Origin of the sequence: Qipengyuania gaetbuli, assembly GCF_009827315.1 — a bacterium.
GTDB classification, from domain to species: domain Bacteria; phylum Pseudomonadota; class Alphaproteobacteria; order Sphingomonadales; family Sphingomonadaceae; genus Qipengyuania; species Qipengyuania gaetbuli.
In genome coordinates this window covers 786,945-801,057 of the sequence record NZ_WTYF01000004.1, presented here as the reverse complement: position 1 = coordinate 801,057, position 14,113 = coordinate 786,945, and the positions used below count along the sequence as shown (strand labels likewise).

Here is a 14,113-nt window from a genome sequence, read left to right as displayed (position 1 = left end):
AAAGATTTTAGATGCACGCCTATCGTACCCACAACTGCGCTGCGCTGACCAAGGCAAATGTCGGCGAAACTGTCCGCCTTTCCGGCTGGGTGCACAACAAGCGCGATCACGGCGGTGTGCTCTTCGTCGACCTGCGCGACCATTACGGCATCACGCAGATCGTCGCCGACAGCGACAGCGAAGCGCTGACGGTGCTGGAAAAGCTCAAGCTGGAATCGGTCATCACCATCGACGGCGATGTGAAGGCGCGTGACGATGTGGCAGTGAACAAGAACCTGCCGACCGGCGAGATCGAGGTCTTCGCCCGTTCGGTCACGGTGCAGAGCCGTGCCGACGACCTGCCGCTGATCGTGAACCAGGCGGAAGACTATCCCGAGGAAACGCGCCTCAAGTACCGCTTCGTCGACCTGCGCCGCGAGCGCGTCCACGCCAACATCATGCTGCGCAGCCAGGTCATCTCCAGCCTGCGCCGCCGGATGCAGGACCAGGGCTTCTTCGAATTCCAGACCCCCATCCTCGGCGCGTCGTCACCCGAAGGCGCACGCGACTACCTCGTACCCAGCCGCCTCCACCCGGGACGTTTCTACGCGCTTCCGCAGGCGCCGCAGATGTTCAAGCAGCTGCTGATGGTCGCCGGTTTCGACCGGTATTTTCAGATTGCCCCCTGTTTCCGCGACGAAGACCTTCGTGCCGACCGTTCGCCCGAATTCTACCAGCTCGATTTCGAGATGAGCTTTGTGACGCAGGAAGACGTCTTCCAGGCGATCGAGCCGGTTCTTGCCGGCGTGTTCGAGGAATTCGCGAACGGCAAGACAGTCACCCCTGCAGGTGAATTCCCCCGCATCCCCTATGCCGAAGCCATGCTGAAGTACGGCAGCGACAAGCCGGACCTGCGCAACCCGCTGATCATCAGCGATGTGACCGAGCACTTCACCACCTCGGGTTTCGGCCTGTTCGAGAAGATCGTTGGCACCGGGGGCCGCGTGCGCGTGGTTCCGGCTCCGAACACCCACGAGAAGAGCCGCAAGTTCTTCGACGACATGAATGACTGGGCGCGCCGCGAAGGTTTCGCGGGTCTCGGCTACGTCACCCGCAAGGGTGGCGAATTCGGCGGTCCGATTGCCAAGAACCACGGCACCGAGGGCATGGAAAAGCTCTACGCCGAACTCGGCCTTGGCGAGAATGACGGCCTGTTCTTTGCCGCCGGCAAGGAGAAGGACGCGGCCAAGCTGGCCGGTGCCGCCCGCACCCGCGTGGCCGAGGAACTCGGCCTGATCGAGGAAGGCTGCTTCAAGTTCTGCTGGATCGTCGACTTCCCGATGTTCGAATACGACGAGGAGCAGAAGAAGGTCGACTTCAGCCACAACCCCTTCTCGATGCCGCAGGGCGAGATGGAAGCGCTCGAAACGCAGGACCCGCTCGAAATCAAGGCGTGGCAGTACGACATCGTCTGCAACGGATACGAGCTGTCCTCGGGCGCAATCCGGAACCACAAGCCGGAGATCATGTACAAGGCGTTCGAAATCGCCGGCTACACGCAGGCCGACGTCGACGAGAACTTCTCCGGCATGATCGAGGCGTTCAAGCTGGGCGCGCCGCCGCACGGTGGTTCGGCTCCGGGCATCGACCGCATCGTGATGCTGCTCGCCGACGAGCCGAACATCCGCGAAGTGATCGCTTTCCCGCTCAACCAGAAGGCGCAGGACCTGATGATGGGCGCTCCCAGCCTCGTCAGCCCGCGCCAGCTGCGCGATGTCCATATCCGCACGGTTGAGGCACCCAAGACCGAAGGCGCCTGATCGCCCTTGCGCGGGCTGCCTGCGCATTCGTTCATGACAAGGCCACCGGATTGGGGCTAGCCTTCCAAAAAAGGGGGGGAGGGTTCGAATGCGTGTTGGTATCCGCGTTTCCGTGGCAGCGCTGGTCGTTGTACTTCCGGCTGCGGCGAATGCCGAAGTTCTGACGGTCGAAGGTGTCTATGCCGCCCGCGATGCTGGCGCGATCGAAGTCGAGGAAATCACTATCGAACGCTTTGGTGGCGAAGTGGGCGAACGGCTTGCCATCGCACTGACTGACCGGCTCGAAGGCGTGCAGATCGACGGCGCGCCGTACTTTACCGTTCGCGCCGGTTCCGGAGGTGGCGACACCATCTACATTTACGGGGCTGACACGCCTGCCAGTGCAGCTGCTGCGGTGGCCGAGGCGGGGCCGGTGTCCGCCACCATGCGCGGCACGGCATCAGGCGAGGTTTCGGATTACCGGTCCGGAACTACGAAAAAGACCCGCTGCGTGAAGAAGGACGAAAACAAGAACTGTGTCGAGGAACGGGTCGACGTCTACGAATGCCGGACGATGACCGTCAGCTTTTCGCCATCGCTCCGCCTGATCGCGCGGGAAGGCGGCACGCTTTACGCAGCAGATGACCGCAAGAGCCAGTCGCAAAGCTACTGCGCGAACGAGTATTCGCAGCCTTCCGCCAACAAGATGATGGATGCGCTGGTGGATAGCTTCGCGGCCCGCGTCAGGCTCGACCTGGCGCCTGAATTCCGGCGCGAGGACATCCGTATGCTCGAAAGCCGCAAGGGCCTGGCCAAGCAGGATTCCAAGGATTTCAAGACCGCAGTTCGGCTAACCAAGAACGACCAGTTGGCGGCCTGCATCCGTTTCAAGGAGATGGCTGGCCGCAACCCGGAGCAGGTATCGGCGATCTTCAATGCCGGACTTTGCGCAGAGCGCGACGGACGGCTGGAAGAGGCTGCCGACCTCTATGGGCGCGCGCTGGCGAGCGGCGAGAGCAAGGATTATTCGCAAGCAGGACTGAACCGCGTCTCGAGCCGCCTCGAGGCGGAGCGCCAGCTCTCACTGCGCTATCCGCCGCAAGACTGAACCGGGGGACGCCGTCAGGCGGCGTCCTCGGTGAAGACATATTCGTGCTGGGCATCCATCAGGATCAGCACGCGCTTGCCCTCGCGCTCGCCCATGATCAGGGGAAAGCCGAAGAAGCCGGGCGTCATGAAGATGACCGAATTCGTGCCATCGTCATTGGCCTTGGTGCCGATGGCTGACTTGCCGGAAGTCACAGTTGCCCAAGTCAGGCCATTTTCGGTCGAGATGGTCAGCGGACCCAGTTCGGGGCTGACGTAACGCGGCGCGAGCGTTGCCAGAACGGCGGGATCGCCTTTCTCGACGATGCCCTCGCGACCCTTCTCGCGCGCTTCCGCGCCGAGTTTGACAGATGCTGCGAGGTTTTCGTCGGCCTCCTTGTTGCCGTCGTAGAGCAATTCGAGGAGCTTTCGCTGGAACAGGCCCAGTATGCCTTGCCCGGTATCCGAATTGGTCAGCAGCACCGCGCCGATGCCGTCTTCGGGAATGAACCAGAAGTTGCTCTTGAAGCCGATCAGGCTGCCGCCGTGGAAATAGACCTGCTTGCCAAGGCTTGCGTCCTCCATCAGGCCCATGCCGTACCAGCTGTCTTCGCCCAGCGGCACGTACCGCTCGCGGCGCTTGAGCAGGTTTTCCGCCGACGCTAGCTGACTGCCGTCCGCCAGCTTGCCGTTGTTGAGCTCGTTCAAGGCATAAAGCGCCATGTCATGGGCGGTCGACCACACGCCCCCTGCAGGGCGATAGGGATAGACCATGTAGTTCCAGTCCATGGGGGCTTCCTCGACCGGCCCGGCATACCCGCGAGCGTGCGGCTTGGCCCAGTTGGCCTTCATCGCCTCGGAAAAATCGAAGGTCGTATTGTTCATCCCAAGCGGATCGAAGATGCGCTCGTCCATCGCCCGGTCGAATGCGGCGCCCATTTCCATGTCGGGGTAGACCAAGTGGCCGCCGATATAGCCCGCTGCGCTCGCCATGAGGTTGTTGTACTGGAATACCTCGCCGAAGCCGCTGGTCGGCTCCGTCAACGCAAGCTGGGCGAAGGTGTCGCTGGCAGGCGTCTTTGCACTGGTATTCATGACCCATTGCATGTCCTTGCGCGGCAGGCCGGTGCAGGCGCAGATCAGGTGTTCGACCCGCACGCTGTCGGTGGTGGCATCGCTGCCGAGGCGGAATTCGGGATAGACTTCGGTAACTTTCTGGTCCCAGGCGAGCTTGCCCTCATCCACCAGCGTGGACAGGAGCAGGGTGGCCATGCCCTTGGTGTTCGAGGCGACCATGAAGCTGGTGTTTTCGTCCACTTTCTGCGTGCCGCCCTGTTCGGTAAGCCCCAGGCCGCCTTCCCACACGATCTTGCCGTCCTCGATCAGCGCAAGGCCGACGCCGGGCACTTCGAGCCCCGTCATCGCCTCTTCGACGAAACCGGTGATTTCGGCGATGCGTGCAGGCGTCAGCGCATTTGCCTCCTTGCCCGCGAAAGTCTCGCGCTCGAAATCGGCTGGCTTGAGCGAGCCGAAGGCCTGGTTGAGCTGGGCATTGCGCTTGGCGATGGTGGCTAGCGCGCCGTTGATCAGCACGACCGTCCAGCGGTCGCCCTTGCGCAGGCCGATGCCCTGCACGGCGATCTTTTCTGCCGGGGAGCTCTTGTAATTCACCACCGTGATCTGGTCCCAGCCGTCGCGTGCGGGCGGATCTTGCGCGATCAGCACGTCGCGCTCGAAACCGGGCGACAGCTTCTGCCACGCGGCGGCCACGGCAGCGCTGCCATCCTCTGCTGCATCGACTCCGACGACTGCCGCCGTCGCATCGCCTTCCGGCGCTGTGAAGACGAGCATGCCTTCGCGCGTCTCGCTTGCCCAGCCGGGCACCGGAACGATCGTTGCGCCCGTGCCGGTATCCACAGCCTCCTGCGCCGCGGGGGCAGCTCCCTGCGCCAACAGGGGCAGGGGCGATGCGGTCAGGAGAAGGGCAGAGGCAGCGAGGGCAAGCTTTTTCATGGCGTTGGGCTCCTTGTGTCTTATCCACACAATACGCCATATCCGTGACAGGTCAATTTCAGCTACGGCATCGCGAGCACTTGCGCTTGGCCGCGCCGTTCATTAGGGCGAAACCCAATTTCAAACCCCCATGAATTCGAGAGGGAATAAAATGAGCGATACTGCCGACCGCGTGCAGAAGATTGTCGTCGAGCACCTCGGCGTCGAAGCCGACAAGGTGACGCAGGAAGCCAGCTTCATCGACGATCTGGGCGCAGACAGCCTCGACATCGTCGAACTGGTCATGGCGTTCGAAGAAGAATTCGGCGTTGAAATCCCCGACGATGCGGCTGAGAAGATCACCACCGTCGGCGACGCGACCAAGTACATCGAAGAGCACAAGGGCTAAGCCTTTCGCTTTTCGAAGCCCGCGCCAATGCGGGACCGGACAGGCCCGACCCGATAGCGGGCCGGGCCTGTTGTCTTATCTGCGGAGAATTACATGCGTCGTGTGGTCGTAACCGGACTTGGCCTTGTCACCCCCTTGGGCGGCGATGTCGAAACCTCGTGGGCAAACCTGATCGCTGGCAAGAGCGGGGCGGGGCAGATCACCCGGTTCGACACGTCCGACCAGAAGTGCACCATCGCCTGCGAAGTTAAGCCGAAGGATCACGAATACGGCTTCGATGCCGACAAGCGCGTCGACCACAAGGTCCAGCGCCAGGTCGATCCCTTCATCGTTTACGGCATCGACGCTGCCGGACAGGCGCTCGAAGATGCCGGCCTTGCCGAGATGGATGACGATCTCAAGCTGCGTGCTGGCGTGTCCATCGGCTCGGGCATCGGCGGCCTGCCGGGTATCGAGAGCGAATCCATCGTGCTGCATGAACGCGGTCCCGGCCGTGTCAGCCCGCACTTCGTCCACGGTCGTCTCATCAACCTCATCAGTGGCCAAGTTTCGATCAAGTACGGCCTCATGGGTCCGAACCACGCTGTGGTGACCGCATGTTCCACCGGCGCGCACTCGATCGGTGACGCGGCGCGCATGATCAAGGACGGCGATGCCGACGTGATGCTGGCGGGCGGTGCGGAAAGCACGATCAACCCGCTGGGCGTGGCAGGCTTTGCCCAAGCCCGTGCGCTTAACATGAGCATGAACGACCGCCCGACCGAAGCCAGCCGCCCCTATGACAAGAACCGCGACGGTTTCGTCATGGGCGAAGGCGCGGGCGTGGTCGTGCTCGAGGAATACGAGCACGCCAAGGCGCGCGGCGCCAAGATCTACGCCGAAGTGGTCGGTTACGGCCTTTCGGGCGACGCCTATCACGTCACCGCCCCGCATCCGGATGGCAAGGGCGCGGAACTCGCCATGCGCATGGCGCTGCGCAAGGCCGGCATGGAGCAGGGCGACATCGATTACGTGAACGCGCACGGCACCTCGACCATGGCGGACACCATCGAACTGGGCGCGGTGAAGCGCGTGCTGGGCGACAACCTGGGCGGCGCGTCGATGAGTTCGACCAAGTCGGCCATTGGCCACCTCCTTGGCGGTGCAGGCGCTGTGGAAGCTATCTTCTGCATCCTCGCCATCCGCGACCAGATCGTCCCGCCGACGCTCAACCTCGACGATCCGGACGAAGGAACGGAAGGCGTCGACCTTGTCCCGCACACCGCCAAGAAGCGCGAGGTCAAGGCCGCGCTGAACAACAGCTTCGGCTTCGGCGGCACCAACGCATCGCTGATCGTCAAGAAGGTAGACTGACGTGAAGGCACGGGGCGCGCTGGTCCTCGGCGCACTCGCTGCGCTGCTTGTCGCCGTGGGTGCCGTCTGGTTCGCCAGCGGGTGGTGGGGCTCGGCTAAGATCGGGGAGGATACGTCCTTTACCGTGCCGTCCGGTTCGACGTTGACCTCGGTCGCGAACAGGCTGGAGGAGGAAGGGATCATCGCCTCGGCGGATGCCTTCCTGCTGCGCGCCAAGATCTTCGGCGGCGGCGATCCGATCCAGGCAGGCGAGTTCCTGCTGCCCGCCAATGCGAGCCAGGCGCAGATCCTCGACATGTTCCAGGATGGCGAAGTCATTCGCCGTTTCGTGACCGTGCCCGAAGGCATGCCCTCCATCCTCGTGTGGGAACGCCTGATGGCGGAAGAACACCTGACCGGCGAAATCCCCGTGCCGCAGGAGGGCAGCGTGCTGCCCGACACCTACGACTTCGAACGCGGGGAAGAGCGCGCCGCAGTGCTGGCGCGGATGCAGGCCGCCATGCAGAACTACCTCGCCGAAGCATGGCCCAAGCGCAAACCGGGCATTGCGGTCGACAATGTGAAGGACGCGTTGGTTCTCGCCTCCATCGTTGAAAAGGAAACCGGCGTTCCGGGCGAGCGCCGGATGGTCGCAGGCCTCTATTCCAACCGCCTCAAGGACGGGATGATGCTGCAGGCGGACCCGACGATTATCTATCCGATCACCAAGGGCAAGCCGCTGGGACGGCGTATCCGGCAGTCGGAAATCTCGGCCGTGAACGACTACAACACTTATTCGATGGTCGGGCTGCCCAAGGGGCCGATCACCAATCCGGGTCGCGAATCGATTGCCGCCGTGCTCGATCCGGCAAAGACCGAAGCGCGCTACATGGTCGCCGACGGGACTGGCGGACACGCTTTTGCCGAAACGCTGGCCGAGCATAATGCGAATGTCGAAAAGTGGTTCGCCCTGCGGCGCGCCCGCGGTGAGATGTGAGCGCAGGCGACGCGCCCCTCATCCTGACGGCGGAACTGCCGCCCGACCTGCATCGCCGCTATACCGACCTTCGTACCGAGTATTTTCCGCCGGAGCGAAATTACCTCGAAGCGCACGTCACTCTTTTCCACGCCTTGCCGGCGCAGTGTGAGGATGAATTGCGCCGCTACCTTGCCCGCCTGACGGGAGAGATCACCCCCGTTCGCGGGCAGGTGGAAGGACTGATGCCGCTGGGCGGCGGCACGGCCATCAAGCTGTCGAGCCCCGAAATGCTGACCTTGCGCGATGAGATCGCCGAGCATTTCCGCGGCATGCTGACCAATCAGGACCAGCACCGTCCGAGGCTCCACGTGACCATCCAGAACAAGGTCACGGGCAAGGAAGCGCAGGCGCTGCAGGCCCAGCTTGCAGGCACGATAGAGCCGCGCCCTTTCACCTTTCCGGGCCTTGCGCTGCACGCCTATCGCGGCGGTCCGTGGGAGTTCATCCGCCGCTTCGCATTTCGCGGGAAATGAGTGTTGACCCGCGCGCAACCGCGCCCTAAATGCGCCGCCTGCCGAGCGGGCACTTGCCCGCCGACACGGCCTTTCGGGGCGGAGTAGCTCAGGTGGTTAGAGCAGCGGAATCATAATCCGCGTGTCGGGGGTTCGAGTCCCTCCTCCGCTACCAGACATGCTGGGAACCAAGGCCCATCAATCCATAAAACCTTTGACAAGCGCACAATAGTCGGGCCCCAAACGGGTCGTTAGCGGCTGGTCTGCTTCTGGCACATCGCTAGCTCGGCGATGCTGTCACGAAGTGGGGTGGAAGCGCAGGAGTCTTCTTAGCGCAATCGTCAAGCGTTGGCTGCTCAACATCAGCCTTAGAACGGGTGGCGTGACCACAAATCTTCAGTCTGACAATGCGCCGGGATCGATTGTAGGCAAGCAATTGCCTTATGCATGAGGACACTATCTTTTCTTGATGTGAATCCTGAGCAGAAGGATGAAAATTCCGATGGTCGCGGAAATCGCAGACCCCGCGAGAATGCCAATTTTCGCAGCCGGAAGCAGAGCCGAGGTAAAGGCCAAGTTCGCAATGAAGAACGACATGGTGAAACCGATGCCAGTCAGGAAAGCTCCTGCCGCAAGATAGCCCCAGTCAAGGCTTGGCCCCATTGTCGCAAACCGCAGGCGTATCGCCAGCCAAATGAACAACAGCACGCCGAGAGGCTTTCCCACCACAAGCCCTGTAAATACGGAAAGCAGGATCGGCTCGTTGAAATTAATGCCTGAGAAGGCCACACCGGCGTTGGCCAAAGCGAATATCGGCATGATAGCAAAGCTTACCCACGGGTGCAGCCTGATCTCCAGCCGCTCCAGAGGTGAGAGCGACTCCCTGATAGCTCGTCCGGCAAGCCTCAGGTCTTTGCCATCGGACGTATCACCGCTCCTGTTTTCGCCTTTAGGGTGGGCAATGACCCGATAGAGCATGGGCCGCAGCCGCTGATCGGCGACCCACGCGCCGGCAGGCGTCATCAACCCGAGGATTACACCGGTTATGGTTGCGTGGATTCCGGAACGATCGAAACACAGCCATATGGCTACACCGAGCAGGGAATAAACCGCCATGCTCCGAATCCCAATACGGGCAAGCAAAAGGAGCAATGCTAGCAATCCGGCCGCCAATCCAAGCGAAATGAAGTCGAGATCGTCCCCGTATCCAATCGCAACCACCATTATTGCTCCGACATCGTCAAATATCGCTAGCGAAACGAGAAAGACCCGCAGGCTGGCTGGTATGGCAGCGCCGAACAGGGCGAGTGCACCGATAACGAAGGCGGTGTCTGTAGCCATAACCGTGCCCCAGCCGCCGGCACCTGCCTGTCCGTCCATTGCCAGCAAAAAGATCCCGACGGGAAATATCATTCCGCCTGCGGCTGCCGCGATGGGGAGCGCAGCAGCGCGGGGATGGCGGAGTTCTCCGAGCACAAGTGCCCGTTTGAGTTCGAGGGCAATCACGAAGAAGAATAGGGTCATAAGGCCGTCATTGACCCAATGTCTCAGCGATCTCGTCAAATCGAACTGTCCCCAATGTACGCCGAGAGGTGTCTCCCAGAAGTCTAGAAACGGTCCGGACCAAGGCGAATTTGCAAGCCCGATTGCGGCAAGTGTGAATGAGAGAAGAAGGCCTCCTGCGACAGCTTCGATCCTGAGAAAACGCGCAAACGGCTTTGTTAGAGCGTCAACGATCTCTGGCGGCAGGCCATCCAGTTTGTTCTTATCGCGAACGATATTCCGTTCCCCATTGAGGAGGTCGCCGCACAATCGAGTTCTAAGCAAACGACGAGCTGCAATTTCGTAAGCAAACATCCTATCAGAACTACCCTGAAAAGGCTCTATCGAACTCTGGGCCTGCGCCTGCTCGCCAAGGTTGGTCACGAATCCAAAGACAATTGATCTGCCGTTTGGTGGCAAGGGCAGCAGAAGGGTCAGACATGTTGGAGGCCATGCCTCCGCTGGCAATCTTATGGTTCAGAAGCTAATCAAGGTGCCATGAACAACACACGCCAAGAAACCGACAGCCTTGGCACTATCCGTGTGCCTCGCAACGTTCTGTGGGGTGCACAAACACAGCGCAGCCTCGAGAATTTCCGGATCGGAGATCAGCGGATGCCGCTGGAAATTGTTCACGCTCTTGGCCAGATCAAGCGGGCGGCGGCACGTACTAATGAGGCTTTCGGCTTGCTCAGCCAAGAGCTTTCCGACGCGATCGTTGCAGCTGCTGACCGAGTAGCAAAGGGAGAGTTGGACGATCACTTTCCGCTTGTCGTCTGGCAGACGGGTTCTGGCACACAGTCCAACATGAACGCGAACGAAGTGATCGCGAACGCTGCAAATATCGCACTTGGTGGACAGGCCGGAGCAAAAAGCCCAGTCCACCCCAACGATCACGTCAACCTGAGCCAGTCGTCTAATGACACTTTCCCGACAGCAATTCACCTTGCTACGGTGACTGTGCTGACGCAGCGGCTTATCCCTGCGTTGAAAGCGCTACACGCTGCCCTTGCGTCAAAGGCGGCTTTGTGGGGCGACATAGTCAAGATTGGCAGAACCCACACACAGGACGCGACGCCCATCACTCTTGGGCAGGAGTTCTCAGGCTATGCCGCGCAGGTCGAAGCGGGTATCTCACGTGTTGGACTGGCGATGCCAGGTCTGCGCCAACTGGCACAGGGAGGCACGGCGGTTGGCACTGGTTTAAACACCCCGAAAGGGTTTGCGGAGAAATTTGTCGAAGAGCTGTCACGCAATACTGGGCTCAGTTTTGAAAGTGCACCCAACAAGTTTGAGGCGTTGGCTGCACAGGATGCACTGATCTTTGCGCACGGCGCTCTCAACACGCTGGCCGCCAGCCTTTACAAAATCTCGAGCGATATTCGCTTACTCGGATCTGGACCGCGCGCGGGGCTCGGAGAACTGTCATTACCGGCGAATGAGCCGGGAAGCTCGATCATGCCGGGCAAAGTAAACCCGACGCAATGTGAGGCCATGACCCAAGTCTGTGCGCAGGTATTTGGTAATCACGCAACCATCACCTTCGCTGGCAGCCAGGGGCAATTTGAACTCAACGTCTATCGTCCAGTGGTCGGCTATAATTTCCTGCAAAGCGTGCAACTGCTGGCCGATGCCGCAGACAGCTTTCGAGTTAAGCTGTTAGACGGGCTGGAGCCACGCGAAGGCAACATCCAGAGAGGCCTTGAAAACTCATTGATGCTGGTGACAGCACTAGCCCCCACTCTTGGCTATGATAGGGCAGCAGAGATCGCCCGGACTGCAAACGAGCGGGGGCAGACGCTTCGCGAAGCAGCACTCGCCAGTGGTTTTATTTCGGCTGAAGAATACGATCGTGTTGTCCAGCCGGATAAGATGCTCGGTCCAACATAGGGATGAAGGCCTACGGTTTTGGCAAGCAACGAATAGAATACTGCCGCTGAACTCGTCGCACCGGTTACGCTCCAATGTTCTTTCCGTGCTAAGATCACTGGTAACGATGGTCGAGCCGGTAATATCTCAGCGGCTGCCGAGGGGGCTCTTATGCCGAATTCTAACTCTATCTCCACTCGCGCGGAGATTCTTCAGCAAGCGCTTTCGATATGGGACAATGAAGGCGGTGCCTTGGCTTCGAAGGCTGACGCACCCAGCTTAGACACTCACGAAATGACCAATGTGCAACTCGTGCACCTCCGTATCCGGGTCATCGCGCTCGAAAGTCTAATTCTCGCTGTGTTGGCCGAGGGCTCCGATCGCCAGCTTGAGGCCGCACGCGAGGTGGCAAAACACATCGCTCCTCGGTCTGGATTCACCCAACATCCCCTGACTCTTGAGGCGGCTGCTCACATAAATGACCTGATTGATAGAGCGGACAAATTCCGAGCGGTTCAAGAGTGATGGATAGGCCTCAGTGACGGTTCTTGTCGGACACCGATGCCCCACCTTTCTGCTATGTCAGCCTCCACCGCCAGGTGGCGCAAATCGGCGAGAAGCAGTGGTGGGGTCTAGCTCAGCCGAGTGTCTGCTATCGGGTCGTTAGCCGCCTGTCTGCTCCTGGCATTAATCGGACCTCGACTTCCAGTAATCAATCTGGATTTGAGGGCTGGTGACTGGTAAGATTTACCTCTGGTCGCGTTCCATTCCGGAGGAACTTGCGATGCATGTCCACTCCCGACTCCTTGCGATTTTCCTTGCGACGCTCGCCTCTGGCGGGGGCTCGGCGACCATTGCCGACGTGACGATGTCGCCGGATACCATCGCTGCGCTCGATCCGACTCTGCCAGGCCGCAACGCCTGTCGCGGCTTCAATGGCGCGAGCGCGGTACTCGAGGCCCGCCTTCGCCTTGCAAAATCCTTGAGTGAGGAGCGCGGCTACGGTTCGGGCGCAATCGGTATCTATTCGGGTATCGGAAGATCCGACCTTCCTCTGACTGACATGGACCCCCAAGCCCGGCGGTTTTTCGACCAAGGCCTCGCTTTTGCCTATGGCTTCAATCACCAGGCGGCAATCAGGTCCTTCAAACGCGCGCAGGAGATCGATCCCGGCTGCGCCGCGTGTTGGTGGGGCGAGGCCCTGGCTAATGGCCCGAACATCAACGCAGCGATGGATGACCAGCAGAACAGGTCCGCATTGAATGCTCTTGTCGAAGCGCAGCGCCTGTCCGCCAACGCAGCCCCCTTTGTGAAGGCTCTGATCGAAGCGCAAACCGTTCGCTATTCAGCAACACCCGATGCGGATCGCGGTGCGCTTGATCGTGCCTATGCTCAGGCGATGTTGCAGGTTTCAAGCAGACATCCAGAAAGCGACGACTTGGCCGTGCTTGCTGCCGAGGCGGCGATGAATACGAGCCCGTGGAACTATTGGACTGACGAAGGGCAACCGGTTCCCTTCATTGCGGAAGCGGTGGGGCTGATTGAAAACGTCATGGATCGAAATCCGACACACCCCCAAGCATCTCACCTTTATATCCACTTGCTCGAACTACCCCAGCCAGCAAAGGCTGAGGCCGCTGCGGATAGGTTGCGTGAAAGCAGCCCAAAGGCGCTTGGTCACCTCGTCCACATGCCTGCCCACATCTACTATCGGCTTGGAAGGTACCAGGATTCGATAGACGCCAATATCCGTGCCGTTGCAGCCGACGAAGCGTACCTACGCGAGGTAGGCGACGACGGTCTGGTCCGGTTCGGCTACTATCCGCACAATGTGCATTTCCTGCTGACATCTGCCCAGGCGATGGGCGACGTCCCGACGGTTGTGAACCAGACCGCCAAGCTGGAAAGCATTCTCGATGTAGAAACGGGCAGAGACCTTTACTGGGTCCAGGCGATCTACGCAGCGCCTTATTTCGCCTACGCCCAGTATTCATCCCCCGAAGCCATCATTGCCCTTACGAGCAAGCCGCACCCGCTCGAATACGTCGAGGCCATGCGTCATTATGCTCGTGCGGTAGCTATTGCGATCAATCCGGGCCTAGGTGACTTCAAAACGGAAGTTGACGCTATGCGGAAACTGGCAGGTACCGCTGGCGTGAAGCAAATGGAAGCTAACGGTTTCCCAGCGCCATTGATCATTGGCTTAGCGATCGAAGTTGCGAAGGGACGGAAAGCATTGGCCCAGTCGAAATTCGACCAGGCAATTACGCACTTCTCGCAAGCGGCGGAAATGCAAAAGCAGATCCCCTACAACGAACCGCCCTTCTGGTATTATCCGGTCGACCAGTCGCTGGGGGCGGCCTACTACAAGGCAGGTAAGTTTGCTGAAGCGAAGATGTCGTTTCGCGCGGCGCTCTTCGACGCACCCAACAGCGCACTTGCTCTCTATGGTCTCGCCCGCACCGAAGGAAAGCTGGGAAACCGTCTCGAACAGATTGCTGCAGATCGCGCCTTCAAGGCCGTATGGCGAGGCACCGCCGACAGGCCGGACATTGGACGAATTTGACGATATGTTACCGGACGCTAGTAGATAAATGTCCGCAATCGGGTCGTT

General features: G+C 60.4%; 10 protein-coding genes and 1 tRNA gene. 9 read left to right on the top strand and 2 right to left on the bottom strand.

Annotated features, from left to right (window positions below; translation table 11 throughout):
• Positions 1-11: 11 nt before the first annotated feature.
• Together aspS and GRI42_RS06250 are read left to right on the top strand one after the other, a co-directional pair.
• Positions 12-1,799, top strand: a complete 1,788-nt coding sequence (aspS, locus tag GRI42_RS06255) for an aspartate--tRNA ligase (protein WP_160607458.1) — start codon at positions 12-14, stop codon at positions 1,797-1,799.
• 88 nt (positions 1,800-1,887) lie between these two features.
• Complete coding sequence (locus GRI42_RS06250) at positions 1,888-2,886, top strand: hypothetical protein (protein ID WP_160607457.1); 999 nt, start codon at positions 1,888-1,890, stop codon at positions 2,884-2,886.
• Between the two features lie 14 nt (positions 2,887-2,900).
• Here the strand turns inward: GRI42_RS06250 and GRI42_RS06245 are convergent, their stop codons facing one another.
• A complete protein-coding gene (locus tag GRI42_RS06245; RefSeq protein ID WP_160607456.1) occupies positions 2,901-4,877 on the bottom strand; it encodes a serine hydrolase domain-containing protein in 1,977 nt (658 codons plus the stop codon).
• A gap of 151 nt (positions 4,878-5,028) precedes the next feature.
• Here GRI42_RS06245 and GRI42_RS06240 point away from each other — a divergent pair, with 151 nt between their 5' ends.
• The 5 genes from GRI42_RS06240 (at position 5,029) to GRI42_RS06220 (ending at position 8,263) form a co-directional block, all read left to right on the top strand.
• Entirely contained in the window at positions 5,029-5,265 is a 237-nt protein-coding gene (locus GRI42_RS06240) for an acyl carrier protein (RefSeq protein ID WP_006834437.1), read from the top strand.
• A 93-nt stretch (positions 5,266-5,358) separates the two neighbouring features.
• Positions 5,359-6,618, top strand: coding sequence for a beta-ketoacyl-ACP synthase II (fabF, locus tag GRI42_RS06235; protein WP_160607455.1), 1,260 nt, complete (start codon positions 5,359-5,361; stop codon positions 6,616-6,618).
• Between the two features lies 1 nt (position 6,619).
• The gene (gene mltG / locus GRI42_RS06230) at positions 6,620-7,594 is read left to right on the top strand and encodes an endolytic transglycosylase MltG (RefSeq protein ID WP_160607454.1); all 975 of its coding nucleotides are present in this window, start codon (positions 6,620-6,622) and stop codon (positions 7,592-7,594) included.
• Positions 7,591-8,109 (top strand): 2'-5' RNA ligase family protein, encoded by a 519-nt coding sequence (locus GRI42_RS06225; protein WP_160607453.1) that lies wholly within the window; start codon positions 7,591-7,593, stop codon positions 8,107-8,109. Before mltG ends, GRI42_RS06225 begins: the two co-directional genes overlap by 4 nt.
• A 77-nt stretch (positions 8,110-8,186) precedes the next feature.
• Positions 8,187-8,263: transfer RNA gene (locus tag GRI42_RS06220), tRNA-Met, on the top strand.
• A gap of 281 nt (positions 8,264-8,544) precedes the next feature.
• On the opposite strand, the gene nhaA is transcribed toward GRI42_RS06220, so the two are convergent.
• Positions 8,545-10,014: a Na+/H+ antiporter NhaA gene (gene nhaA / locus GRI42_RS06215; protein WP_199800437.1), complete on the bottom strand. Its 1,470-nt coding sequence runs from the start codon at positions 10,012-10,014 to the stop codon at positions 8,545-8,547.
• Positions 10,015-10,128: 114 nt separating this feature from the next.
• Between nhaA and fumC the strand changes: the two genes are divergently transcribed.
• Together fumC and GRI42_RS06205 are read left to right on the top strand one after the other, a co-directional pair.
• Entirely contained in the window at positions 10,129-11,520 is a 1,392-nt protein-coding gene (gene fumC / locus GRI42_RS06210; protein ID WP_160607452.1) for a class II fumarate hydratase, read from the top strand.
• 712 nt (positions 11,521-12,232) lie between these two features.
• A complete protein-coding gene (locus GRI42_RS06205; RefSeq protein ID WP_160607451.1) occupies positions 12,233-14,065 on the top strand; it encodes a tetratricopeptide repeat protein in 1,833 nt (610 codons plus the stop codon).
• Positions 14,066-14,113 lie beyond the last annotated feature (48 nt).

What these genes read in the sequence shown, in the direction of transcription:
- GRI42_RS06250 (WP_160607457.1), top strand. Translation starts at nt 1,888, where the DNA reads ATGCGTGTTGGTATCCGCGTTTCCGTGGCAGCGCTGGTCGTTGTACTT.
- fumC (WP_160607452.1), top strand. Translation starts at nt 10,129, where the DNA reads ATGAACAACACACGCCAAGAAACCGACAGCCTTGGCACTATCCGTGTG.
- GRI42_RS06240 (WP_006834437.1), top strand. Translation starts at nt 5,029, where the DNA reads ATGAGCGATACTGCCGACCGCGTGCAGAAGATTGTCGTCGAGCACCTC.
- aspS (WP_160607458.1), top strand. Translation starts at nt 12, where the DNA reads ATGCACGCCTATCGTACCCACAACTGCGCTGCGCTGACCAAGGCAAAT.
- GRI42_RS06245 (WP_160607456.1), bottom strand. Translation starts at nt 4,877, where the DNA reads ATGAAAAAGCTTGCCCTCGCTGCCTCTGCCCTTCTCCTGACCGCATCG.
- fabF (WP_160607455.1), top strand. Translation starts at nt 5,359, where the DNA reads ATGCGTCGTGTGGTCGTAACCGGACTTGGCCTTGTCACCCCCTTGGGC.